The sequence below is a fragment of the Brucella ciceri genome (assembly GCF_041930145.1).
Taxonomy (GTDB): Bacteria; Pseudomonadota; Alphaproteobacteria; order Rhizobiales; family Rhizobiaceae; genus Brucella; species Brucella intermedia.
Genome location: NZ_JBHEEV010000001.1, coordinates 302,734 through 325,749 on the forward strand (window position 1 = coordinate 302,734; position 23,016 = coordinate 325,749).

Sequence of the window (23,016 nt, forward strand, 5' to 3'; positions counted from 1 at the left end):
ATGGCCGAAATCACCACGGACAAGCCCCAGCAGACGGCAAAATCCAAAGGGCTCAGCGACCGCCAGAAGGATATCATCCAGAAGTTTGCGGCCGTCGGCAGCCTGATCATTCTGGCGGCGATCTTTTCCGTCACCAGCAGCGCTTTCATGACCGTCAACAATGCGATGACCATCGCCTTGCAAGTGACGTCCATCGCGCTGCTCGGCATCGGCGCGACCTATGTCATCATCACCGGCGGTATCGATCTTTCGGTCGGCTCCGTGCTGGCGCTTGCCGGTGTGGTGGCGGCGCTTGCGGTCAAGGAACTTTCACTGCCGATCCCGCTCGCCATGCTGCTCGGCATCCTGATGGGATCGCTCTGCGGTCTCATCAACGGCTTTGTCATCACCAGGCTCAAGCTGCCGCCCTTCATCGCCACGCTTGGCATGATGCTGATCGCGCGCGGCGTCGCGCTCCAGATCACCGGCGCGCGCGCCGTCTCCGGCCTTGGTGAATCCTTCGGCGTGCTCGGCAACGGATCGCTGTTCCGCATCGAGAGCATCGACGAACAGGGCTTTCCGGTCGTCACCTTCCCCGGCATCCCCTATCCGGTGGTGCTGATGATCGTGATCGCGATCGCGGCTGCACTCGTATTGAACCGCACGGTGCTTGGCCGCCACATCTATGCCATCGGGTCGAACGCCGAGGCAGCGCGGCTTTCCGGCGTCAATGTCGCCCGCGTGACAGCCTTCACCTATATCGTTTCGGGAACGCTTGCCGGGCTTACGGGCTGCGTTCTCATGTCCCGCCTCGTGACCGCACAGCCCAATGAGGGCGTCGCCTACGAACTCGACGCCATTGCGAGCGCGGTCATCGGCGGCACGTCGCTCATCGGCGGCGTCGGCACCATTTCGGGCACGTTCATCGGCTCGTTCGTCATCGGAATCCTGCGGAACGGCCTCAACATGAACGGCATTTCCGCTTTCACGCAGCAGATCATCATCGGCCTCGTCATTCTGGTCACCGTTTGGATCGACCAGATGCGCAACCGTCGATGAGAGGGGAGACGGAATGCGAGGCATTCCGGCAAGGGTAGAGCCAAGAGCTCGATAACAGGAGGAAAACATGCGTAAACTGGTGTCTGCATTGATGGCTTCGGCCTTCGTCCTTGCCGGGGCGGCAAGCGCTTCGGCTGGCGAAATCGCCGTTATCGTGAAGACCGTGAATTCGACTTTCTGGCAGAACGTCCAGAAGGGCGCCGAAGCCGCGATCAAGGATTCCAAGGACCACACCATGACCTTCCAGGGTCCGGCGGCTGAATCGGCCATCGCCGACCAGGTGAACATGGTGGAAAATGCCGTGAACCGCAAAGTGGACGCAATCCTGCTTGCACCTTCCGACCCGGACGCGCTGACGCCCGCCGTGAAGAAGGCATGGGAAGCTCGCATTCCGGTCGTCATCATCGACTCGCAGCTCGCCGATGGCGGCGACAAATATTACCAGTCCTTCCTCGCCACCGATAACCGCAAGGCCGGTGAAGCCGCGGCCAAGGCCCTGATCGACAAGGCTGGCACCACCGGCAAGATCGCCGTCATGTCCTATGTCGCGGGCGCAGGGTCCGAGATCGGCCGCGTCGGCGGCTTCGTGGACTACATCAAGGCCAATTCCAAGCTGGAAATCGTCGGTCCCTATTACTCGCAGTCGCAGATGGCGACCGCGCTCAACCAGACCACCGACGTTCTGGCGGCCAATGGCGATCTCGTCGGCATCTTCGGCGCCAACGAACCGACCGCCATCGGCATGGGCCGCGCGATCAAGCAGGCAGGCAAGTCCGGCAAGCTGACCGCCATCGGCTTCGACGGCAATCAGGACCTGCAGGAATTCGTCAAGGACGGCACGCTGAACGCCATCGTCGTTCAGGGTTCCTACCAGATGGGCGAAAAGGGCATCGAAACCCTGCTGAAGGTGCTGAACAAGGAAAAGGTCGAGAAGTTCGTCGATACGGGCGCCGTTGTCGTCACCAAGGACAATATCGACAAGCCGGAAGCCAAGAACGTGCTTTATTAAACCACGGCAGTCCCAAATGTTCGAAAGGGAGGCGCAACGCCTCCCTTTTTTGTTGGAGCGCATCCCGAAAATTGTGAAATGATGCGCGTTCCAATCGGACCGAAACTGCTCTAACGGCCCTTCCTTTCGCGCCAGTTCTGGAACTTGCGCTCGTTCTCTTCCTTCGTGCACGGATAAAGGCCCACAATGGCTGCGCCGTTCAGCACCTCTTCCAGCACGAAATCCTCATAGGTTTCCATGGCCGTGCATTCGGCGGCAATCTCATCGGCAAGATGCGCGGGAACGACCATGACGCCATCGGCATCGCCGACCAGCACATCGCCGGGAAACACCGCCGCATCGCCGCAGGCGATCGGCACGTTGATGTCCACCGCCTCATGCAGCGTCAGATTGGTCGGCGCGGAGGGCTTTGCGCAATAGGCGGGCATGTCCAGCTCGCCGATGCCGCTCACATCGCGAAAGCCGCCGTCCGAAACGATGCCCGCCGCGCCGCGCAAGGCGAGCCTCGTCACCAGAATCGATCCGGCGGTCGCCGCGCGCGCATCCTTGCGCGCGTCCATCACCAGCACGCAACCGGGCGGGCAGGTTTCTATCGCAACGCGCTGCTTGTGGTCCGGATTGCGGAAAACCGTGATGGGATTGCGATCCTCGCGCGCCGGGATATAGCGCAGCGTGAAGGCCTGCCCGACCATGTTCTCGCGCTTGCGCGCTACCGGCAGCACGCCCTGGATGAACTGGTTGCGCAGGCCACGCTTGTAAAGCGCGGTCGCGACGGAAGCCGTCGAAACCGCCTTCAGCTTCGCCCGCGTTTCGTCGGAAAGCACATAATCTGACATCGAAGCTGCCTCTCAATAGATGACCGGTTCGTCGACGGGACGGCCGAAATCGGTTTTCAGGAAGTCGAAATCGCAGCCCTTGTCGGCCTGTTCGACATGCTTGGAGAACACAAACCCGTAGCCGCGCTCATATTTGGGCGGCGGCGCCTGCCAGGCTGCGCGCCGTGCCGCCAGTTCCGCCTCCGAAACCAGCGTGTTGAGGCTGCGTGCCGGAATGTCGAGTTCCACCATGTCGCCGGTCTTCAACAGGGCGAGCGGCCCGCCGATGAAGGATTCAGGGGCGACATGCAGGACGCAGGCGCCGAAACTGGTTCCCGACATGCGCGCATCCGAAATGCGCACCATATCGCGCAGCCCAAGCTTCAAAAGCGCCTTCGGCATAGGGATCATCCCCCATTCCGGCATCCCCGGCCCGCCCTGCGGACCGGCATTGCGCAGCACCAGAACCGTGTCCGGCGTCATCGGATAGTCGGGATCGTCGATGATCTTCTTCAGGTCGGGATAGCTGTCGGCCACAAGCGCCGGTCCCGTGTGGCGGTGAAAGCGCGGATCGCAGGCCGCAGGCTTTATCACCGCGCCATCGGGACAGAGATTGCCTTTCAGCACCGCAAGCGACCCCTCGTGATAGACCGGATTGGAAAGCGGGCGGATCACGTCCTCATTCCAGATTTTGACGTCCTCCAGCCCATCGGTGAGCGGCTTGCCGGTCACGGTTATCGCAGACGGATCGAGCTTGCCGCCAAGCTGCTTCATCAATGCCCGCAGCCCGCCCGCATAAAAGAAATCCTCCATCAGATAGGTGGTGCCGGACGGCCTGATATTGGCGATCACCGGCGTCGTGCGGCCGATGCGGTCGAGATCGTCCAGCTCCAGCGGCACGCCCGCCCGGCGCGCCATCGCGATCAGATGAATGATGGCGTTTGTCGAGCATCCGGTGGCCATCGCAACCGTGACCGCATTGGTGATCGCGGCAGGCGTCATGATCTTTTCCGGCGTCAGGTCTTCCCAGACCATTTCCACGATGCGGCGGCCGCACTGCGTGGACATGCGCTGGTGATTGGCGTCGGCGGCCGGGATGGACGACGCGCCGGGAAGCGTCAGCCCCATGGCTTCGGCAATCGCGGTCATGGTCGATGCGGTTCCCATGGTCATGCAATGGCCGTAGGACCTTGCGATGCCGCCCTCGATCCCCTGCCATTCCTCCTTCGAGATGGTGCCTGCGCGGCGCTCGTCCCAATATTTGAAGCCGTCGGTGCCGGAGCCCAGAAATTTACCGGCATAATTGCCGCGCAACATCGGCCCGGCAGGAAGGAAGATGAACGGCAGGCCCATGCTGACCGCGCCCATGACGAGGCCCGGCGTGGTCTTGTCGCAGCCGCCCATCAGCACCGCGCCGTCGATCGGATGCGAGCGCAGCAGTTCCTCGGTCTCCATCGCCAGCATGTTGCGGTAGAGCATGGTGGTCGGCTTCACGAAATTTTCCGACAGCGACAATGCAGGCAACTCCATCGGGAAGCCGCCCGCCTGCAGGATGCCGCGCTTGACCCACTCCACCCGGTCCTTGAAATGCATGTGGCACGGCTGCGCATCGGACCATGTATTTATGACGGCGATGATCGGACGGCCTTCCCAGTCGACCGGATCATACCCCATCTGCATGGTGCGCGAGCGATGCCCGAATGAACGTTGGTCGTCCGGCAGCATCCAGCGCGCCGAACGCAGATCACCATAGGTCTTTCTGGTCATTTCCTACCTTCCCGATCAGAGCGCGTCCCGAAAGGCAAAAGCGGCTTCCGGGAGAAATAAATGGTTTGGGAGCATCCGGGCGGTCACGTCACACGCCCCTCATCCGGTGCACCGCGGCTCCGGCAACCGAAGCTGCGGCCAGAAACACGCCGCCCGACAGGGGTGCTGCGTCCAGTGCCGCGCCCGGCACCTGCCGGTGCGAAGTGATGGCCAGAAGTGTGAGGTCCGGTCCGCAAAAACAGGGCATTGTCGGGGCTGGAACCGGGACCGACACCTTTTCCAGCAGATTGCCGTCACGGTCGAAGCGGTTCAGGACACCCGCCGATACGCCCGCGCTCCAATAAGCGCCCCCGGCATCGCAAGCCCCGCCATCCGGCCTGCCGCCCTGCTCATCAAGATCGCGAATGCGCTTGCGCCCGCTGACGCCGCCTGTCTCCGGGTCGAAGTCATAGCGGTCGATCCACGGCCCGCGTGAATCCGTATGGAACATGGTTCTGCCATCCGCCGTCCAGGCGAGGCCGTTTGAAATCCTGAAGCCCTCGGCCTTCACGGAGGCATCGCCATCCCCCGTCACCCGATAAAGCCGCGATATGGGTTCGCGCTCGGGACGGCCATCCATGCTGCCGACCCAGAACGCGCCGTCGGGACCGACCTTGCCGTCATTGAGGCGGGACGTTGCAGGCTCATCAAAGGCGGACCATAACGCTTCCTGACTGCCGGTTTCAGGATCGAACAGCACCACCTCGCGCGAAAGCGCCACGACAAGCCGTCCGCTTTCGGTCAATCCGAGGCTTGCCACCTTGCTGTCGAAAGACCATTCGCGAAGCGGGCCCCGGTCAAGGTCGATTTCATATATGCGTCGCCCCTCGATATCGCAGGCAAAGAGTGTCTGCCTGCGGTCATCCCAGACCGGGCTTTCCATCAATTCCCCGCGCAGATCGGCTATGCAGCGAAACGGCCCCATCATTCAGCCTCCGTCTTTCTCCTGACGACGTCAGGGTGATCGAGCACGAAACCGGAGAGTTCCAGTCCAAGGCCCGCGCCTTCGAATGGATAGATCACGCCTTTTTCGATGCGCGGCATCACCGTCACCAGATCGCGATACCAGGACGTGTAATAGGCGCGGACCGACTCCTGATAGATCGCGTTCGGCGCATTGAGCGACAGGTGGATGGAAGCGGCAAACACCACCGGGCCGGTGCAGTCATGCGGCGCGATGGGTCGCTGGAAGGCCTCGGCCATGGTGGCGATCTTCTTGGCTTCGGAAAGCCCGCCGCACCATGAAATGTCGAGCATCACATAGTCGGACGCATCGGCGCGCAGCACATCGAGAAACTGCGCGCGCGTCGCCATGGTTTCGCTGGCGCAGACCGGAATGCCGGACTGGCGCGCATAAACGGCAAGCGCCTGCGAGTTCATCATCTTGATCGGATCTTCCGACCAGAATGGCCGGAAGGCCTTCAGCTCGCGCGCGATGGCGAGCGCCGATGTGAGGTCCCACATGGAGTGGAACTCGACCATGATTTCCATCCGGTCGCCAACCGCATCGCGTATCTGGCGGAACGGTTGCAGCGCCTTGTCGAGATCACCGGCATGGATGAAGTTCCCGCCGGAAGCGACGGCAAACGGATCGAAGGGCCAGATTTTCATGGCCGTTATGCCTTCCGACAGAAGGCTTTCGGCAAGCGCGCCCGCATCCCTGTGAAAGGCGACCTGGTCCTCGTATGGCCCTTCCTTCGCTTCGTCCGCATCGCCGATATAGCGGCGCGCCCCGCTCTTGTTATAGGTGTAACCGGCGCAGGTATTGTAGGTCCGGATCGATTGGCGCGACAGGCCGCCCAGCAGCTGGTGGATCGGCTGGCCGGTCAGCTTGCCGAAAATATCCCAAAGCGCGATGTCGATTGCCGATGCGGCGCGGATTTCCACGCCCGAGGAGCGAAAGCCGACATAGGGTTCCAGCAGCAGTTTTGAAATGCGGTCGATCTCCAGCGGGTTCTGGCCAAGGAGCAGCGGCGCAACATCGCTGTGGATATAGGCTGCAACCGCATTTGCCCCACGAAATGTTTCGCCAAGCCCGACGATACCTTCGTCGGTGTGAACCTGCACCCACAAGATGTTGTTGAGGTGCGGAAGCTGCACCGTTTCGATTGCGGTGATTTTCATCCCATAGCCTCAATGCGCGGACGGTTGACGGTTGCGTGCCACGATCTGCGTCGGATTGACGAAACGCAGCGCCAGAAGCAGCCAGACCAGCGAAGTGACCATGTAGATGACCGCCATGGCATCGATGGACTGCACCGAGCGGACCCCGGCGGCGAACACCGAATAATAGAGCGCGACCACCAAAGTTTGCGACGTCGGCCCGGCGGTGAGGAAGGTCAGTTCGAACATCGCCACCGTGCGCACCAGAACCAGAAGCATGGCCGCGAGAACGCCCGGCATCAGCATGGGCAGAAGCACATGGATGAAGAGCTTGAAAGTGCCTGCGCCGAACACGCGCGCCGCCGCTTCCACCTTCGGGTCGATCTGCTCGATGAAGGGGATCATCACCAGAATGACGAAGGGAACCGTCGGCACGAGATTGGCGAGCACCACGCCCCAGAAAGTGCCGCCCACGCCGAACTTGTAGAGCACGGTCGCCAGCGGAATGCCGAAGGTTATCGGCGGCACCAGAAGCGGCAGCAGGAAGACCAGGAGCACCAGCTTCTTGCCGGGAAAATCGCGGCGCGCCATGGCATAGGCTGCCGTCACGCCCAGAATGCCCGACAGGATCACCACGGCAAAGACCACCTGAAACGTGACCAGCAGCACCTGATCGAGCTGGAATTCGGCCCAGGCCGCCGCATACCAGCGCGTGGTGAACGCTTCCGGCAGCCAGGTGCCGAGCCAGCGCGTGCCGAAGCTCGAAACCACCACAGCCGTGATGACCGCAAGGACATTGAACACGAAGAAGCCGGTCACGAGCCAGACGAGGGTGATCCAGAGTTTGGAAAGGACGGAAGTATCGCGGATCATGGCCTATCCCTTTCCGCCGGCGGTGGAACCGCGATAGAAGAGCGAACGCACGCCGAGCAGCGCGCCGACGACAAGCAACTGCACGCCCGCCATGATCATCGCGATGGATGAAGCCATGGAGTCGTCATATTGCTCGAACGCCGCCTGTGCCGCGGCAATCGAGATCACCCGCGTCGGACCCGACGGCGCACCCAGAAGGACGGCGGAGGGAAACACGGCGAATGCCTGCACGAAGGTGAGACAGGCCGCGACGACCAGCCCCGGCACCAGCAATGGCAGCATGACATGGCGAAAGCGCTGCCAGCTGTTTGCGCCATGGGTGGCGGCGGCGCGTTCCAGCGCGGGATCGATGCCGGTGATATAGGAAAGCGTCAGCAGGAAGGTGAACGGAAACACCGTGATGACCAGCGATGCGAAGACGCCCCAGTAATTGTTGGTGAGCTTCAACGGGCTGTCGATAAGGCCGATGGTGATCAGCGTGCGGCTGAACCAGCCTTGCGGTCCCAGATAGTTCAGCAGCCCCTCCGCGATCAGGACGGTGCCGAGCGTTACCGGCAGGACGAGGATCGTGGTCAGCAGCCGCTGGCGGCGCATCAGCCGCACGCGCATGGCAATGGGAACCGCGAAAAGGACGCTGATGAGGGTAACGGGAACCGCCAGCCACAGCGTCGCGCCGATGGTCTTGTAGAGGTAGGGATCGGAGAAGAACTTGCTGTAATTGGCAAGCGCCCCCCCACCGTCGAGCGGGTTGAAGGACAGGACCAGCCCGTAAAGAAACGGATAGATAAACACGCCCACCACAAAAAGCAGCGCGGGCAGGATCAGAAGCGTGACGCCATCGAAGCCGCGATTGGCGAGGCGTTGCCGCAGGCCGGGCCGCAAGGCGGGATTGAGCGGTGCGTCTACATAGGTTTCAACTGCCATCGCTCAGCCCTCCGCCGGAAAGACCAGCGCATGGCCGGCATCGATGCCGAGCACGATGCGGCTGCCGGGTTCAACGCCGTGCGGCCCGTGAAAGATCAGTTCCATCCCGGTTTCGGTGCGGGCAGTGCCGACATATTCGCGCCCGCGATATTCGATGGTCTCGACGGTGGCCTGCAAGTCGTTGCGATGGCCCGAGCCAGACACGACATCATCGCCGCGCGCCATCAGCACGGCATCATCGCCCGGCCGAAGCTCGTCCATGGCGCGCCCGATGAGTTCGCTTCCGGCCACGGCAATGACCGCCTGCCCGTTTTCGACGCGCAGGACCTTGCCCGGCAAGGCGTTGCGGAAGCCCATGAAGGCGGCAACGTCGCGATAGCGCGGCTCTTCGTAAAGTTCGTGCGGCTTGCCGACCTGACGGATTTCGCCATCGCGCAGGACCACGATGCGGTCGGCAAGCGACAGGGCCTCGTCCTGGTCATGGGTCACATAGATCGTCGTCGAGCCGAGCTGGTTATGGATGCGGCGGATTTCGGCGCGCATCTCAAGGCGCAGCTTGGCATCGAGATTGGAAAGCGGCTCGTCCATCAGAACCAGCGGCGGCTCGATGACGATGGCGCGGGCAATCGCCACGCGCTGCTGCTGGCCGCCGGAAAGCTGCCCGGGCAGTTTTTCTTCCTGCCCTTGCAGGCGCACCAGAGCCAATGCGGCTCGCGCGCGCTTTTCGATCTCGCTTTTCGCCAGACCGCGCATCTTGAGGCCGAAGCCGACATTCTGCAAAACGTTCATATGCGGAAACAGCGCATAATTCTGGAACACCATGCCGAAGCCGCGATCCTCGGGCTTCAGCTGGTCCACCCGCCGCTCGTCGATATAGATGCCGCCGCCCGTCGTGCCGAGAAGTCCGGCGATGCAGTTGAGAGCCGTCGATTTTCCGCAGCCCGAGGGCCCCAGAAGCGCGATGAACTCGCCCTTGCGGATGGTGAGGTTGATATCCCTCAGGGCAGCGAAAGTCCCGAATGAACGGCTCATGCGGTCGAGCCGGAGTTCTTGAAATGACATTGACGCAAGCACCATGGTTTGGAATTGGCGAGTATCGGCGCCCCGCGACGGGCCGTTTGAGCCCGTCACGCAGCCGTCGGTTCATCAGCCCCCGGCGACCTCTTCGTCCCAGCGGCGGAACGCGGCGACCAGCGCCTCCGGCTCAAGCGGCAGCTCGATCGGATTGTTGGCGATCCAGTCAGCATATTCCGGACGGCCGAACTCCGCGATGATGTTCTGGCTTTCCTTCGGCGCCATCTCGATGGTGACATCCTTCACCGCCGGGCCCGGATAGAAATATCCGGCGTCATAGGAATAGGCCTGCTGGTCGGGCTTGAGCGCGAACTTGATGAACTCCATCAGCACCGCCACCTTTTCCTCCGGCACGCCCTTGGGGATCGCGAAATAATGCGCGTCGCAAACCCAGTGGAAGCCGTCGAGCTTGCTGACGCCCATCTCCTTCGGCACCACGCCCAGCGCACGCGGGTTGATGTCCCAGCCGGTTGTCGTCACCGTCATGTCGCGCGTGCCTTCGCCCAGTTCCTTCATGAGCGCGCCCGTGCCTGCCGGGTAATATTCGATGTTCTTGTGCAGTTCCTTCAGATAAGCCCAGGTCTTGTCCCAGCCCTTGACCGGGTCTTTCGGGTCGCTGTCCTTCAGAAGATAGGGAAGCCCCATCAGGAAGGTGCGCCCCGGACCGGAATTGGCCGGGCGGGCATAGATGAACTTGTTCGGATTTTCCTTTGCCCAGGCGAGCAGTTCTTCCGCGGTCTTCGGCGGCGTCTTCACCTTGTCGGGATGATATTCAAGCAGGGGGCCGGAAGGATAATAGGAAACGACGACGCCCTTGCCCTTCGACATTTCCTGCATGCGCCAGGCGGGTTCCAGATATATATCCTGCAACTTCGGCAGGCCGTTGTCCGGCAGCGCAATGATGTCGGTCCATATGTCGTCGGCAAGCCCGGCGGAAAGCGCGTCCGGTCCGACGATCACCATGTCGATGTCGATGCGGTTGGCGCGCTGCTGCGCCTTGATCTTTCCCGGCAGTTCCGGCGCCGGTGCCTTGTTGAAGGTGAAGCGCGAGACGAGCGCCTTCTGCCCGGCTGCGAAATTATCGAAGATCGGCTGTGTCAGCGCCAGATTGCCAGCGGCATCGATGACGTTGAGCGCCACCGGCGAGGACGGCAGCTTCGCCGACTGCGCCCATGCGCCCTTCGGCAGCATGATGCCCATGCCGGTCGCAATCCCGGCCCCCGCCATGAATGTGCGGCGTGAAATTCCCTTGTTCATGTTCTCCTCCACTTTCTGGTTATCCGGTGCGCCCCTCTTCTCCCTGTCAGGACGCCCGGGTTCATTTGTCAGACAATGCCATCGGTCTCCCAGCCGGAGACGATCTTGCGAAGCGTCTCGCGATCATTCGCTTCAAGCTGCGGCAATCCGGGAAGCCGCACCTTGCCCACATCGAGCCCCTGAATCTGCAAGGCTTCCTTCACAACAGTCACATTGGCGCCGTTGCGGTATTTGGTGCGCATGGTCTCGAAATCGGCAATGCTTTCGGCCACTGCCCGCGCCCTTGCGAAATCTCCCGCCTCCAGCGCGTTCCACACGGCGAGCGAGCGCTTCGGCGCGACATTGACGAGGCCGGAGGTGAAACCGCGCCCGCCAAGGGCATAGAACGGCAAGGCCCAGCTTTCCGCCAGACCGCAGATCCAGGTCGCTTCCATGCCCTTCGTCGCCCGGCAGCACTCGAAGAAAAGCATCGTGTTCTGCGATGCGAACTTGACGCCTGCGACCTTCGGATGGGTGGCAAGGCGCACCATTTCTTCGAGCGGGATCAGGTCCGAGCGGATATAGGCGACGATGGGCAGATCGATGGCTTCGGCAATGGCGATGAAGTAATCCACCTGCGCGTGGGGTGCGGCGAAGGGATCGAGCGGATGATGGATCATCACGCCATCGGCTCCCGCCTTTCCTGCCGCGCTCGCGACCCGGATCGCCTCACGCACCGAACGCCCGGCGGCAGCCGTTACAGCCGCCTTTCCGTCAACCGCGGCAATGGCAATCGCCTGAAGCCGGATGACTTCATCCTCGGTAAGACTGTAGAATTCGCCGGTATTCCCCCCGGTGACGATGTTATGAACACCTGCCTGCGCGATGCGCCCGACGATTTCACCCGTCAGTCCGGCATCGATCTCGCCCCTTGCGTCATAGGCAGTCGCATGCACGCCCGAAATGCCGCGAAGCACCCGGCGGTAGCCCGCTAAATCCATTATTTCCTCCCAATGTACCGGTCAGAAGACCAGTTCGATATGCGTATCCCCCGCTTTCACGATGTGCTCACGCATCAGCCGCTCGGCCAGATCGCCGTTGCGCGCCGTGATTGCCTGCATGATAGCCTCATGCTCCTTGAACGACTGGCGGCGCACATCCTCGCGCGACAGGACTGTCACCCTTGCGGCGTGGTCGTACATGCGCTGCGCATTCTGCAACCGGCGCAGATATTCGCAGCCCGATGCCTCGTGGATGCCGTCGTGGAACTTCTCGTTCAACTCGATCAGCAGATCGACATTGCCCGCTTCCACCGCCGCGCGCATTTCCTCGATCACCGCGCGAAGAAAGCCGAACGCCTCCTCGCCGCCGTGTTTGGCCGCCTGCCGCGCAATGATGCTTTCCAGCGCGGCGCGGGCGAGCGTCATTTCCTCGGCCTGCCGCGCATTGAACGATACGAACGTCCCGCGCCGCGCCTCGGTCCTGACCAGCCCTTCCCCTTCGAGCTGGCGCAGCGCCTCTTTCAACGGGCTCGTGCTGATGCCCAGATCGGAAGCCAACTGCCTCTCGTTCAGCTTCTCGCCAGACTTGATGCGTCCGGAAATGATCGCCTCCCGCAGATTGTCATGCACATGGTCTCTGAGGCTCTTCACCTTGATCGGAGAAAGGGGGGAAACGTTATCACCCAAGGCAGCACCTGTTTGTCACGAACTTTCGGCCACGATCCTGAAACAGCGAATCTGATATGTCAATATCTGATACATCAGATATCAAATGAAACTGACTCACAGACTGACGGACGGCAAAAAGACGGCGAAACGCCGTCTTTCCCGGATAGGTTCATAAAGAATATGGGAATGGGCCGTGCCTGAAACCGGCAGCAAAATGGGAGCGGTTGTTCGGGTGGGCCTGATGCGCCGCCAGAGCATTTTCAGCAAAAGTGTGCAACGTCCACGCGGGGAAATCAGTTCACTGGACTGATTTCTATCCCGCTTTGATGCGTTGGATAATGCGATAAAACAAATAGTTAGAGCGGTTCCGGCGTTTCTGCCAGAACAGGAACCGCTCTAGAACTGATCCAGCCCGGCCTGCGCGACATGCAGGCGCCTGTAGCGCCCATCCTTCATTTCCAGAAGCGCCGCATGACTGCCCTGCTCGGCGATGCGCCCGCCCTCCACCACCAGAATGCGGTCGGCATTGACGATGGTTGCGAGGCGATGCGCGATCACCAGCGTGGTGCGGCCTTGCGAAAGCTCGGCCAGCGACTGCTGGATGGCGCGTTCGGTTTCCGTATCGAGCGCCGACGTCGCTTCATCGAGGATAAGGATGGGCGGGTTTTTGAGGAATATGCGCGCAATGGCCAGGCGCTGCTTCTGCCCGCCGGAAAGCTTCACGCCACGCTCGCCGATAATCGTGTCATAGCCGTCCGGCAGGCTGGCGATCACGCCATCGAGCCGCGCGCGGCGCGCGGCCTCGGCGATTTCCGCGTCGGTCGCATCAAGACGGCCATAGGCTATGTTTTCCCGGATCGTTCCGGCGAACAGGAAAACATCCTGGCTGACGATACCAATGTTGGAGCGCAGGGATTTCAGCGTCATATCGCGAATGTCGATGCCATCGGCAAGGATCGCGCCCTTCGTCACGTCATAAAAGCGCGGCAGCAGCGAGCAGATCGTGGTCTTGCCCGCACCCGATGGACCCACGAAGGCAATGGTTTCGCCGGCGCGGATAGAAATATCGAGGCCGTCGACAATAGGACGCGCGGCGCTGTAGCCGAAGCTCACATCGCGATATTCGATATCACCGGTCAGGCGCGTAACCGTCTGCGCACCGGGGCGGTCCGCAATATCCGGGCGCGTGTCGAGAAACTCCGTATAGCGCTGGAAACCGGCAATGCCCTTGGGATAGGTCTCGATGACCGAATTGATCTTTTCGATCGGGCGGAAGAACACGTTGACCAGCAGCAGGAAGCCGACAAACCCGCCAGCCGTCAGTTCGCCGCGCACCACGAACCACGCGCCCGCCAGCATCACCACGACCTGCACGAAACGCATTGACAGATAGGAGAGCGACATGGACGCCGCCATGATCTTGTAGGCAGCAAGCTTGGTGGTCAGGTATTTGTCGTTGCTTTCGGCGAAAAGCTGCCGCTCATGGTCCTCGTTCGTAAAGGCCTGAACGACGCGGATGCCGCCGACATTCTCCTCGATGCGGGCGTTGAAATCGCCGACGCGCCGGTAAAGCGCGTGCCATGTGTTGGTCATGCGCCCGCCGTAACGGGTGGTGACATAGGCCGACAGCGGAACGATGACGGCGGTAATCAGCGCCAACGGCGGATGCACCCACAGCATAAGGATGAAGGCGCCGATAAGCGTCATGATCGCGATGAAGACATCCTCGGGGCCGTGATGCGCCACCTCGCCGATTTCTTCCAGATCCTTGGTCAGCCGCGCGACCAGATGGCCGGTCTTCTGGTTGTCGAAGAAGCCGAAGGAGAGCTTCTGCAAATGATCGAAAGCCTTGCGCCGCATCTCTGTCTCGATCTTGATGCCGAGCATATGCCCCCAATAGGTAACGATGACCTGCAAGAAGGCATTGAGAACATAGATGGCAAGCAGGCCAACCGCAGCGATGGCGATCACGCCGAGCTGCCCGGTGGGCAGCAGCTTGTCGATGAAAAGCGTGACGGCGACCGGAAAGGCAAGCTCAAGCAGGCCGGATGCCACCGCACTGGAAAAATCCAGAGCGAACAGCCCACGATGCGGACGGTAATATCCGGCAAAGCGTTTCAGCAACCCAGCCATGATGCGGCTCCCTCGAAATCAATCACAGGGTGCCTAACTCATTCATCTCCCTATTAAAAGGGTAATCTGACCCCATAGTTCAAGATTGAGGCGCCACCGTTGCCCTCCGGTTGAGAAAGCGGTCGTGGAAAAGCATTCCCAGACACATCATCGCGACGAAGAGCCAGACCTGCGGCAGGCCCATCGAGAGCGCCGATACGACAGGGCCGGGACAGAATCCGGCGAGCCCCCAGCCCGCGCCGAATATCGCGGAACCGGCAATCAGCCGCCGGTCGATTTCGGTCTTTTCCGGCAGATGGAAGGATTGGCCGAGCACGGGCCGCGCCATGCGCCGCTGCAATAGGACGCCGGGGATTGCCACCAGCAGAGCACCGCCCAGCACGAAGGCAAGGCTCGGGTCCCAATGGCCGCTGGCAATATTCAGGAATCCCGTCACGCGGGCGGGATCGATCATGCCCGACAGCGACAGGCCGAAACCGAAGATCGCACCGGCAAGCAAGGTCACGGAGAGACGCGCGAATACCGACTGTTTCATAGGAACGCTCCCGAAATGGTGGCAACCACGATGCCGGTTATGAGGAAAGTGAGCGTCGCCGCTATCGAGCGCCCGGAAAACCGCGCCATGCCGAGAATGCCGTGGCCTGACGTACAGCCCGACCCCATGCGGGTTCCGATGCCGACCAGAAGCCCGGCCACGACGATGACGGGCCATGACATGGCCATGGTGACGGGGGGAAAGGAGCCATAGATTGCGGCATAGATAATCGGTCCCAGAACGAGGCCGACGACGAAGACCGCATTGGCCGGAATCTGCTGGCCACCCAGAAGCCGCCCGACGATGCCGCTGATACCGGCGATGCGCCCGTTCACGACAAGAAGCAGGATAGCGGAAAGGCCAAGCAGCATTCCGCCTGCCAGCGATTGCAGATAGGTGGCGATCATGACCGGGCCTCCGATACACAGAAAATGCCGTAGAGAGCCTCGATCAGCTGCGCGGCCCTCGCTTCCGTCAGCCGGTAAAAAATCTGCTTCGCTTCGCGGCGGGTTTCGACCACGCCCGCCTCCCGCAGCACGCCCAGTTGCTGCGACAGCGTCGGCTGATGGATGCCTAGCGCTTCCTCCAGCTCGCCGACCGAATATTCACCTTCTGCAAGCGTGCAGGCCAGCATGAGCCGCGCCGGATGCGACAACGTCCTGAGGAGTTCGGCAACCTCTGTTGCCCGCCCTTCCATTTCCGCGCGCGTCATCCTCTTTTCATCGGCGGGCGCACGGCCCGAAATCGCATCCATCTCGTCACCTCATAATCAATATACAATTAAATATAATATATAATGAGTTTTGCAAGAGGAAGCCGGAACAATGATGCCGCCGTTCATTTCCGAACGGCGGCACCAAAGTCAGTATGCGAGAAGCGACTGGACTGCGGCCAGTTCCGTCTGGCGCAATTCGTGCCCGCCCGGATGCCAGACAAGCTCGACATCGGCTTTCTGGCGCTCGAAATATTGCGCCAGCGCTTCCGTCAGGTCCGGCGGACAGATGGGGTCCATCCGCCCGGCGGTCACGAGGATTTTCGCTCCTTCAAGCGCCGGATTGTCCTTCGGCCTGAACGGAACCAGCGGATGCAGAAGCGCTGCCTTGTCGAAGACCCTGCCTTTCTCGATCAGCAGGTTCGCCATGATGTTGGCCCCGTTGGAATAGCCGAGCCCGATCACTTCGGACGGCTTGTATTCAGCCGCAAGGGCGGCAATGAACCCGGCCATCTTGTCCGTGGCGCGGGCAAGGTCTTCCATGTCATAGACGCCCTCGCCCGTGCGGCGGAAGAAGCGTGCGGCGCCATATTCCGACACGTCGCCGCGCGGCGACACGATGGTCGCGTCCGGCAAAAGCTGTTCCGCCAGTCCGAAGAACTGGTTTTCGTCGCCGCCTGTGCCGTGAAACACGATGAAGAGCGGCGCACCCTTTGCACCGGCCTTCAGCCGGTGCTCATAGGTTTGAGTGGTCATGTTCGTTTCCTCCCTGCGCCTCATATCTTGTCGAGATGTTCTTCAAGATAGCTGCGCAGATGCTGGTGCTGCGTCGGCAGCTTCAAAGCTTCGCCAAGATGCGCCGTGTCCTCGTCGCGGTCGAAACCGGGTTCGTTGGTCGCCACCTCGAACAATACGCCGCCCGGCGTGCGGAAATAGATCGCCCAGAAATAATCGCGGTCGATGACCGGCGTGACGTGATAGCCCGTATCCATCAGCGCCTTGCGCACTTCCAATTGCTTCTCGCGATTTTCGACGGCGAAAGCCACATGATGCACGGAACCCGCGCCCTGCTGGTTGCGGCCGAGTGCCGGAAGTGTCTCCAGATCGACGACGCCCGCGCCATTGCCCCCCGGCATGATGAAGCGGCTGACGCCGTCCTTCGCGTCGAGCTTCTGGTATCCCATATATTTCAGCAGTTCGGCTGTAGCGCCCTCGTCGCGAAGCCGCATCGAGACCGAATGAAAGCCACGGATGGCATTGTCGGGATCGATCCCTTCATGCGCCCATGGCGCACGCGGATCGTCCTTCACTTCGACCAGCGCAAAGCTGTCGCCGTCCGGCCCACGAAAATGGACACGCTTTTCGCCGAACGCCTCGCCTTCCGATTCCACGTTGACGGCAGACTGATCGAACCGGTCCTTCCAGAAACCGAGCGAGCCCTGCGGCACCGCAAAGACGGTCGTTCCCACCTCGCCCGTGCCGTCGCGTCCGCGCGGTATGCCGGGGAACGGGAAATAGGTCATGACAGTACCGGGCGTGCCAACTTCGTCACCATAGTAAAGGTGGTACACGCTCGGATCGTCAAAATTGACGGTTTTCTTGACGCGGCGCAGCCCCAGGACATCGGTAAAGAACCGGTTGTTGGAGCGCGCATCGGCGGCAAGCGAGGTGACGTGGTGGAGGCCCTTGATCTGGTTAAGCATGGCGATCTCTCCTATTGTGTTGCCGCTAATATAACCATCGTCATGGGACTTGAAATATTGACGATGCTACACAGATTGTATCTGTTTCAGATACAGTTGCGGGCAATCGCGATTTCCATCTGGACGCAGCACCCTTTGAACGTTTAGCTACCGCTAACCCAACACAGAAAGGTTTCCCATGGCATCCGGCTTGTTCGCACTTCTCGATGATGTCGCGGCCATTGCGAAAATGGCGGCAGCCTCGCTCGACGATGTCGCAGGACAGACGGCAAAGGCCAGCGCCAAGGCGGCGGGCATCGTCATCGACGACACGGCCGTCACCCCGAAATATGTCGTGGGGCTGAAGCCTGAACGCGAATTGCCGGTCATCTGGAAGATCACCAAGGGATCGCTGCGCAACAAGCTCGTCTTCCTGCTGCCGCTGGCGCTCATCCTCGGCTATTTCGCGCCGTCCTTCATCATGCCGCTTCTCATGATCGGCGGTGTCTATCTGGCTTTTGAAGGAACGGAAAAGCTGGTGGAATTCTTCATTCCGCACAGCGAAGATGCACATGAGGAAACCAAGGCCGGCACGCCACAGGAGATCGAGGAAACGACCGTCAATGGCGCGATCCGCACCGATTTCATCCTGTCAGCGGAAATCATGGCGCTGGCGCTTGCGGGGCTCGCCCCTTCAAGCATCTATACGCAGGCGGCTATCCTCGCCAGCGTCGCCATACTGATCACCTTCGTCGTTTACGGCGTGGTCGGCATCATCGTGAAGCTCGATGACGTGGGCGTCTCGCTGGTGCGCAACAGCCATACCGCTTTCGGCAGGCAGCTCGGCAAGGGGCTGGTCGCGGGCATGCCCATCATTCTCAAGGTCCTGAGCACCGTCGGCACCGTCGCCATGCTCTGGGTCGGCGGCAGCATCATCGTTCACGGGCTGGATTCCATCGGCATCCACAGTGTCGAAGCCTTCATCCATTCCCTCGTTTCGCACCTGCCGACCGAAGGCACCCGTTTTGCAGCCGTCTTCGAATGGATCGCAACGTCCTTCCTGCAGGCAGTGCTCGCCGTCCTGATCGGCATTGTCGTGGTTATCGTCGTCAAGGGCTACAAGTCCCTGAAGGCGAAGGCCTGAATGAGAAAGCCCGGCAAAGGCCGGGCTTTTCAATGAATTATATCGTGAAGCTCAGATATTGGGCTCGATCTTGCCCTTCCCCTTGGCTCCGCCCTTGTCCTTGGCGGTGAGCCTGTCGATATAGGCGAGGAACAGCGCCGAGAATACGAATGCCAGATGGATGATGGTGAACCACATCAGCTGGCCCGACGTATAGCTGGTCGCGTTGAGGAATATCTGCAGCAGGTGGATCGACGAGATCGCAACGATGGTCGAGGCGACCTTGATCTTGAGCGAACCGGCATCGATGGTGCCGAGCCAGTGCACCTCGTCGCCCGCCTGATCGAAGCGGCTGACGAAATTCTCATAGCCCGAAATGATGACCATCACCACGAGGCTCGCAATCAGCGCCGCGTCGATGAGCCCGAGGACTTTCAGGATCGTGTCGGTGTCGTTGAGCGCGGTGACTTTCGTGGCAAAATCGAACAGCTTGCCCACGAAGGATACGGCATAGATCGCCAGCGCCACGGCAAGGCCGAGATAAAAGACCACCAGCAGCCAGCGCGACGCCAGAATGATGTTTTCGATCAGGAGTTCAATTCGTTTCATCGATCCGTTTCCAGGTAATCATGCGGATACCCTCTTAAAAAACATCGCGCCTTTGACAAGCGCGCGAGATATTGAATGATGTGCAAAAGTAGGAACGCGACCGCTTTCCTGCAATATCAGCCTGCCTCTGTCGCCTCGAGCAATTCCAGCGCGAGCCTTCGTGCGCCTGCGGAAATATCCGGATTGAAGATCAGCCAGTAGCCCTTGTCGCTCGTCTGCGACACCTCGCAGGCGTGGACAAGCTGACCGCGCTGCACGGCGCCGTCGATCAGCCCTGCCCAGCCGAGCGCCACGCCCTGATCGGCAATCGCTGCCTCGATCACCAGGTTATAGGTGTTGAAGACCAGCCCGTAATTGCCGTCCTCAATATCTTCACCGATAGCATCGAGCCATGACTGCCATGTGAACCAGCGGTCGCCCTGCAAGGTGTCGAGATGCAGGAGCGAGGCCGCGCCGAGCCGTTTTCCGTCCGGAAACGGACCATGCGCGGCAAGATAGGCCGGAGAGCAGACCGGCACGACCTTTTCGCCGATGAAGGCTATGGCGTCCTTCGGGAAGTCCCCGCGTCCGCCGAAGAGGATTGAAATGTCCGCGTCGCGCCGGTCGAGCGGCTGAAGCATGGACGATGCCGTGATGCGCACATCCACTTCCGGATGTTTCGGGCGGAATTGCGCGACACGCGGCATCAGCCAGAAGGTTGCGAAGCCGTAATCGGTCGCGATGCGCAATCCCGGCGCACGCTGGCGACGTCTGATCTGCTGCACCGCCTCATCGATTCCATCCAGACCGCTGCGCACCGCATCGTAAAGAATGCGGCCTTCGGGCAGAATTTCGACCCCGCGGGCGCGCCGGGCGAACAGCGCGACACCCAGACGCTCCTCGATGCGTTTTATCTGATAACTCACTGCCGGTTGTGTCATGCCCAGTTCACGCGCTGCGAGGGTCAGATTTTCCAATCGTCCCACCGCTTCGAAAACGCCAAGGCTGCCTAGATCCCAGGATGGAGAAACCATAAAAACTTTCTATAGCTTCGATAAAAAATGAATGGGTTTCTCCTTAGCCTAAATGATGTTTTCCTTAAAGTAGGAATGCGAGACATAACCGGTTTTAATCTATAAGAGGGGTCATCAAATGCGCTACTTCAAGATTGCGGCACTGGCGTTCACGGCACTGGCGGGGCTTTCGGGAACGGCTTCCGCTGCCGATCCGGCGGCTTGCGAAACCATCCGCCTGTCCGATCCGGGCTGGACCGACATTACCTCCACCAACTCCATCGCCAGCGTCTTGCTGGAAGACCTCGGCTATAAGCCGGATGTAAAGACCATGTCCGTGCCGATCGGCTATGAGGCGCTGAAAACCGGCAATCTGGACGTCTTCCTTGGCAACTGGATGCCCGCGCAGCAGAAATTCCGCGACGATCTCGACAAGGCCAAGGCTGCCGAAGTCATCGTGAAAAACCTCGAAGGTGCGAAGTTCACGCTGGCCGTGCCGGACTATGTGGCAAGCGAAGGCGTAAAGAATTTCACCGACCTTGCCGCCCATGCCGACAAGTTCGGCAAGGAAATCTACGGCATCGAACCGGGCGCGCCCGCCAACCAGAACATCCAGAAGATCATCGAGGACCAGAAATTCAAGCTCGACGGTTGGAAGCTGGTGGAATCGAGCGAGCAGGCGATGCTCGCGCAGGTGGACCGCAAGAACAAGGACAAGAACTGGGTCGTATTCCTCGCCTGGGCACCGCACCCGATGAACACAAGGCTGAACATCGAATATCTGGCGGGCGGCGATGACTATTTCGGCCCGAATTTCGGTGGCGCGGAAGTCTACACGCTTGGCCGCACCGGATGGGCCGCACAGTGCCCGAATGCGGCAAGCTTCTTCAAGAACCTCGTCTTCACCGTCGACATCGAGAACGAACTGATGGGCAAGATTCTCGATGGCGGTGCGGAAGGTCCCGCAGCCGCGAAGGAATGGCTGAAGGCGCATCCCGACCAGATCGACAAGTGGCTTGCAGGCGTCACCACCTTCAAGGGCGAACCGGGCGCGGAAGCCGTCAAGGCAAGCCTCGGCCTCTGATCCTGACAAGCACGACGAGCAAGGCGGGCGTTTCGGCGCCCGCCATTTCGCGTTTCCACACCTGCCAACGGTTCCGCACAATGAAAAAGCCGAATATCCTCATCCTCATGGTCGACCAGCTGAACGGCACCTTCTTTCCGGACGGCCCGGCCAAATTTCTCCACGTTCCACATTTGAGAAAGCTTGCCGAACGCTCTGCCCGTTTTGCCAATTGCTACACGGCCAGCCCGCTTTGTGCTCCCGCGCGCGCATCGTTCATGTCAGGCCAGTTGCCGTTCCGCACCGGCGTCTACGACAATGCGGCGGAATTTTCGTCGGAAATCCCGACCTATGCGCATCATCTGCGCAACGCCGGCTACCAGACGGCGCTTTCCGGCAAGATGCATTTCGTCGGGCCGGACCAACTCCACGGTTTTGAACAGCGGCTTACGACCGACATCTACCCGGCGGATTTCGGCTGGACGCCCGATTATCGCAAGCCCGGCGAGCGCATCGACTGGTGGTATCACAATCTCGGCTCCATCACCGGAGCAGGTTCCGCCGAAATAACCAACCAGCTCGAATATGACGATGAGGTGGCCTATCAGGCCGAAGCAAAGCTCTATGATCTGGCTCGCGGCCACGACCAGCGGCCATGGTGCCTGACGGTCAGTTTCACCCATCCGCACGATCCCTATGTGGCGCGCAAGCGCTTCTTCGATCTCTATGCGGATATTCCCGAACTCGATCCGAAAATCGGACCGCTTGATGAAAGCGGGATCGACCCGCATACCGAGCGGCTGCTGCGGGCCTGCAAGGCGGAGGACTACGACCTCACCCGCGAACAGGTTCGCGCGGCGCGGCAGGCATATTTCGCCAATATTTCCTATGTGGACGAGAAGATCGGCGCGCTGCTCGATGTAATCGAGCGCTGCGGCATGGCTGACGACACGATTGTGGTCTTCACTTCCGACCATGGCGACATGCTGGGCGAACGCGGCCTGTGGTTCAAGATGAGCTTCTTTGAAGGTTCCGCCCGCGTTCCTTTGATGATTGCCGCGCCGCAATTGCAGGCTGGCCGCGTGGACGCGCCGGTCTCCACGCTCGACGTCCTGCCGACACTGGCAGACCTTGCCGGCATAGACCTCAAGGGCATCATGCCATGGACCGATGGCGTTGCGCTGGCAGGCGTTGCTTCGGGCTCCGCCGAACGCGGCGCGGTGCCTGTCGAATATGCCGCCGAGGGCACGGTCGCGCCGATGGTTTCGCTGCGTGACGGAGACTGGAAGCTCAACCTGTGCCGGGCCGACCCGCCGCAACTTTTCAATCTTGCCGACGATCCGGACGAGATGCGCAATCTGGCGGAAGATCCGGAGTTCAAGGCAGTTCTGGACAATCTTCTGGCCAAGGCGGAACAGCGCTGGAATCTGGATCGCTACGATGCCGACGTTCGCGCCAGCCAGGCGCGCCGCCATGTCGTCTACCCGGCGCTGCGTAACGGCGCCTATTATCCGTGGGATTACCAGCCGCTGCAAAAGGCGTCCGAGCGCTATATGCGCAACCATATGGACCTGAACGTGCTGGAAGAAAACCAGCGCTTTCCACGCTGAGTGAGAAAG

23 protein-coding genes are annotated in these 23,016 nt (G+C 60.8%); 5 read left to right on the forward strand and 18 right to left on the reverse strand.

Annotation, left to right across the window (positions count from 1 at the left end; all coding sequences use genetic code 11):
- Complete coding sequence (locus tag JNC63_RS01315) at positions 1 to 1,038, forward strand: ABC transporter permease (RefSeq protein WP_075041525.1); 1,038 nt, start codon at positions 1 to 3, stop codon at positions 1,036 to 1,038.
- 67 nt (positions 1,039 to 1,105) lie between these two features.
- Complete coding sequence (locus JNC63_RS01320; protein WP_006468607.1) at positions 1,106 to 2,047, forward strand: ABC transporter substrate-binding protein; 942 nt, start codon at positions 1,106 to 1,108, stop codon at positions 2,045 to 2,047.
- Between the two features lie 110 nt (positions 2,048 to 2,157).
- Here the strand turns inward: JNC63_RS01320 and JNC63_RS01325 are convergent, their stop codons facing one another.
- From JNC63_RS01325 to JNC63_RS01400, 16 genes are all read right to left on the reverse strand, one after another.
- Positions 2,158 to 2,883, reverse strand: a complete 726-nt coding sequence (locus tag JNC63_RS01325; RefSeq protein ID WP_006468606.1) for a ribonuclease activity regulator RraA — start codon at positions 2,881 to 2,883, stop codon at positions 2,158 to 2,160.
- A gap of 12 nt (positions 2,884 to 2,895) precedes the next feature.
- On the reverse strand, positions 2,896 to 4,629 hold the full coding sequence (araD, locus tag JNC63_RS01330) for an L-arabinonate dehydratase (protein ID WP_075041526.1): 1,734 nt from the start codon (positions 4,627 to 4,629) through the stop codon (positions 2,896 to 2,898).
- 88 nt (positions 4,630 to 4,717) lie between these two features.
- The gene (locus JNC63_RS01335) at positions 4,718 to 5,596 is read right to left on the reverse strand and encodes an SMP-30/gluconolactonase/LRE family protein (RefSeq protein ID WP_075041527.1); all 879 of its coding nucleotides are present in this window, start codon (positions 5,594 to 5,596) and stop codon (positions 4,718 to 4,720) included.
- Positions 5,593 to 6,792, reverse strand: coding sequence for a mandelate racemase/muconate lactonizing enzyme family protein (locus JNC63_RS01340; protein ID WP_075041528.1), 1,200 nt, complete (start codon positions 6,790 to 6,792; stop codon positions 5,593 to 5,595). Before JNC63_RS01340 ends, JNC63_RS01335 begins: the two co-directional genes overlap by 4 nt.
- Positions 6,793 to 6,801: 9 nt before the next feature.
- Positions 6,802 to 7,644, reverse strand: coding sequence for an ABC transporter permease (locus tag JNC63_RS01345; RefSeq protein ID WP_075041529.1), 843 nt, complete (start codon positions 7,642 to 7,644; stop codon positions 6,802 to 6,804).
- Positions 7,645 to 7,647: 3 nt separating this feature from the next.
- On the reverse strand, positions 7,648 to 8,568 hold the full coding sequence (locus JNC63_RS01350; RefSeq protein WP_075041530.1) for an ABC transporter permease: 921 nt from the start codon (positions 8,566 to 8,568) through the stop codon (positions 7,648 to 7,650).
- A gap of 3 nt (positions 8,569 to 8,571) precedes the next feature.
- Complete coding sequence (locus tag JNC63_RS01355; RefSeq protein ID WP_170873239.1) at positions 8,572 to 9,645, reverse strand: ABC transporter ATP-binding protein; 1,074 nt, start codon at positions 9,643 to 9,645, stop codon at positions 8,572 to 8,574.
- A gap of 69 nt (positions 9,646 to 9,714) precedes the next feature.
- Positions 9,715 to 10,869, reverse strand: a complete 1,155-nt coding sequence (locus JNC63_RS01360; protein ID WP_241084143.1) for an extracellular solute-binding protein — start codon at positions 10,867 to 10,869, stop codon at positions 9,715 to 9,717.
- Positions 10,870 to 10,967: 98 nt separating this feature from the next.
- A complete protein-coding gene (locus JNC63_RS01365; protein ID WP_063620500.1) occupies positions 10,968 to 11,879 on the reverse strand; it encodes a dihydrodipicolinate synthase family protein in 912 nt (303 codons plus the stop codon).
- 21 nt (positions 11,880 to 11,900) lie between these two features.
- Entirely contained in the window at positions 11,901 to 12,509 is a 609-nt protein-coding gene (locus JNC63_RS01370) for a GntR family transcriptional regulator (RefSeq protein WP_006472239.1), read from the reverse strand.
- A gap of 435 nt (positions 12,510 to 12,944) precedes the next feature.
- Positions 12,945 to 14,681 carry an ABC transporter ATP-binding protein gene (locus JNC63_RS01375; RefSeq protein WP_075041532.1) on the reverse strand — a complete coding sequence of 579 codons (1,737 nt, stop codon included), beginning with the start codon at positions 14,679 to 14,681 and terminating at the stop codon, positions 12,945 to 12,947.
- A 79-nt stretch (positions 14,682 to 14,760) separates the two neighbouring features.
- On the reverse strand, positions 14,761 to 15,216 hold the full coding sequence (locus JNC63_RS01380) for a YeeE/YedE family protein (protein ID WP_075041533.1): 456 nt from the start codon (positions 15,214 to 15,216) through the stop codon (positions 14,761 to 14,763).
- The gene (locus JNC63_RS01385; RefSeq protein WP_075041534.1) at positions 15,213 to 15,623 is read right to left on the reverse strand and encodes a YeeE/YedE family protein; all 411 of its coding nucleotides are present in this window, start codon (positions 15,621 to 15,623) and stop codon (positions 15,213 to 15,215) included. Before JNC63_RS01385 ends, JNC63_RS01380 begins: the two co-directional genes overlap by 4 nt.
- The gene (gene bigR / locus JNC63_RS01390) at positions 15,620 to 15,970 is read right to left on the reverse strand and encodes a sulfite-sensing transcriptional repressor BigR (RefSeq protein ID WP_075041535.1); all 351 of its coding nucleotides are present in this window, start codon (positions 15,968 to 15,970) and stop codon (positions 15,620 to 15,622) included. Before bigR ends, JNC63_RS01385 begins: the two co-directional genes overlap by 4 nt.
- Positions 15,971 to 16,078: 108 nt before the next feature.
- Complete coding sequence (locus JNC63_RS01395) at positions 16,079 to 16,684, reverse strand: alpha/beta hydrolase (RefSeq protein ID WP_075041536.1); 606 nt, start codon at positions 16,682 to 16,684, stop codon at positions 16,079 to 16,081.
- A gap of 20 nt (positions 16,685 to 16,704) precedes the next feature.
- Positions 16,705 to 17,631, reverse strand: a complete 927-nt coding sequence (locus tag JNC63_RS01400) for a VOC family protein (protein ID WP_075041537.1) — start codon at positions 17,629 to 17,631, stop codon at positions 16,705 to 16,707.
- A 178-nt stretch (positions 17,632 to 17,809) separates the two neighbouring features.
- On the opposite strand from JNC63_RS01400, the gene JNC63_RS01405 reads away from it, so the two are divergent.
- Positions 17,810 to 18,754: a DUF808 domain-containing protein gene (locus tag JNC63_RS01405; protein ID WP_374846104.1), complete on the forward strand. Its 945-nt coding sequence runs from the start codon at positions 17,810 to 17,812 to the stop codon at positions 18,752 to 18,754.
- Between the two features lie 51 nt (positions 18,755 to 18,805).
- Here JNC63_RS01405 and JNC63_RS01410 read toward each other — a convergent pair whose 3' ends face one another.
- Complete coding sequence (locus tag JNC63_RS01410) at positions 18,806 to 19,342, reverse strand: TIGR00645 family protein (protein ID WP_075041539.1); 537 nt, start codon at positions 19,340 to 19,342, stop codon at positions 18,806 to 18,808.
- 116 nt (positions 19,343 to 19,458) lie between these two features.
- Positions 19,459 to 20,355, reverse strand: coding sequence for a LysR substrate-binding domain-containing protein (locus JNC63_RS01415; RefSeq protein WP_025092064.1), 897 nt, complete (start codon positions 20,353 to 20,355; stop codon positions 19,459 to 19,461).
- 118 nt (positions 20,356 to 20,473) lie between these two features.
- Between JNC63_RS01415 and choX the strand changes: the two genes are divergently transcribed.
- Both choX and betC read left to right on the forward strand, forming a co-directional pair.
- A complete protein-coding gene (gene choX / locus JNC63_RS01420) occupies positions 20,474 to 21,418 on the forward strand; it encodes a choline ABC transporter substrate-binding protein (RefSeq protein WP_075041540.1) in 945 nt (314 codons plus the stop codon).
- An 80-nt stretch (positions 21,419 to 21,498) separates the two neighbouring features.
- Positions 21,499 to 23,007, forward strand: coding sequence for a choline-sulfatase (betC, locus tag JNC63_RS01425; protein ID WP_075041541.1), 1,509 nt, complete (start codon positions 21,499 to 21,501; stop codon positions 23,005 to 23,007).
- Positions 23,008 to 23,016 lie beyond the last annotated feature (9 nt).

Excerpts from the sequence above, each read along its gene's own strand:
- JNC63_RS01315 (WP_075041525.1), top strand. The coding sequence starts at position 1 with ATGGCCGAAATCACCACGGACAAGCCCCAGCAGACGGCAAAATCCAAA.
- JNC63_RS01320 (WP_006468607.1), top strand. The coding sequence starts at position 1,106 with ATGCGTAAACTGGTGTCTGCATTGATGGCTTCGGCCTTCGTCCTTGCC.
- JNC63_RS01325 (WP_006468606.1), bottom strand. The coding sequence starts at position 2,883 with ATGTCAGATTATGTGCTTTCCGACGAAACGCGGGCGAAGCTGAAGGCG.
- araD (WP_075041526.1), bottom strand. The coding sequence starts at position 4,629 with ATGACCAGAAAGACCTATGGTGATCTGCGTTCGGCGCGCTGGATGCTG.
- JNC63_RS01335 (WP_075041527.1), bottom strand. The coding sequence starts at position 5,596 with ATGATGGGGCCGTTTCGCTGCATAGCCGATCTGCGCGGGGAATTGATG.
- JNC63_RS01340 (WP_075041528.1), bottom strand. The coding sequence starts at position 6,792 with ATGAAAATCACCGCAATCGAAACGGTGCAGCTTCCGCACCTCAACAAC.
- JNC63_RS01345 (WP_075041529.1), bottom strand. The coding sequence starts at position 7,644 with ATGATCCGCGATACTTCCGTCCTTTCCAAACTCTGGATCACCCTCGTC.
- JNC63_RS01350 (WP_075041530.1), bottom strand. The coding sequence starts at position 8,568 with ATGGCAGTTGAAACCTATGTAGACGCACCGCTCAATCCCGCCTTGCGG.
- JNC63_RS01355 (WP_170873239.1), bottom strand. The coding sequence starts at position 9,645 with ATGGTGCTTGCGTCAATGTCATTTCAAGAACTCCGGCTCGACCGCATG.
- JNC63_RS01360 (WP_241084143.1), bottom strand. The coding sequence starts at position 10,869 with ATGGCGGGGGCCGGGATTGCGACCGGCATGGGCATCATGCTGCCGAAG.
- JNC63_RS01365 (WP_063620500.1), bottom strand. The coding sequence starts at position 11,879 with ATGGATTTAGCGGGCTACCGCCGGGTGCTTCGCGGCATTTCGGGCGTG.
- JNC63_RS01375 (WP_075041532.1), bottom strand. The coding sequence starts at position 14,681 with ATGGCTGGGTTGCTGAAACGCTTTGCCGGATATTACCGTCCGCATCGT.
- JNC63_RS01380 (WP_075041533.1), bottom strand. The coding sequence starts at position 15,216 with ATGAAACAGTCGGTATTCGCGCGTCTCTCCGTGACCTTGCTTGCCGGT.
- JNC63_RS01385 (WP_075041534.1), bottom strand. The coding sequence starts at position 15,623 with ATGATCGCCACCTATCTGCAATCGCTGGCAGGCGGAATGCTGCTTGGC.
- bigR (WP_075041535.1), bottom strand. The coding sequence starts at position 15,970 with ATGGATGCGATTTCGGGCCGTGCGCCCGCCGATGAAAAGAGGATGACG.
- JNC63_RS01395 (WP_075041536.1), bottom strand. The coding sequence starts at position 16,684 with ATGACCACTCAAACCTATGAGCACCGGCTGAAGGCCGGTGCAAAGGGT.
- JNC63_RS01400 (WP_075041537.1), bottom strand. The coding sequence starts at position 17,631 with ATGCTTAACCAGATCAAGGGCCTCCACCACGTCACCTCGCTTGCCGCC.
- JNC63_RS01405 (WP_374846104.1), top strand. The coding sequence starts at position 17,810 with ATGGCATCCGGCTTGTTCGCACTTCTCGATGATGTCGCGGCCATTGCG.
- JNC63_RS01410 (WP_075041539.1), bottom strand. The coding sequence starts at position 19,342 with ATGAAACGAATTGAACTCCTGATCGAAAACATCATTCTGGCGTCGCGC.
- JNC63_RS01415 (WP_025092064.1), bottom strand. The coding sequence starts at position 20,355 with ATGGTTTCTCCATCCTGGGATCTAGGCAGCCTTGGCGTTTTCGAAGCG.
- choX (WP_075041540.1), top strand. The coding sequence starts at position 20,474 with ATGCGCTACTTCAAGATTGCGGCACTGGCGTTCACGGCACTGGCGGGG.
- betC (WP_075041541.1), top strand. The coding sequence starts at position 21,499 with ATGAAAAAGCCGAATATCCTCATCCTCATGGTCGACCAGCTGAACGGC.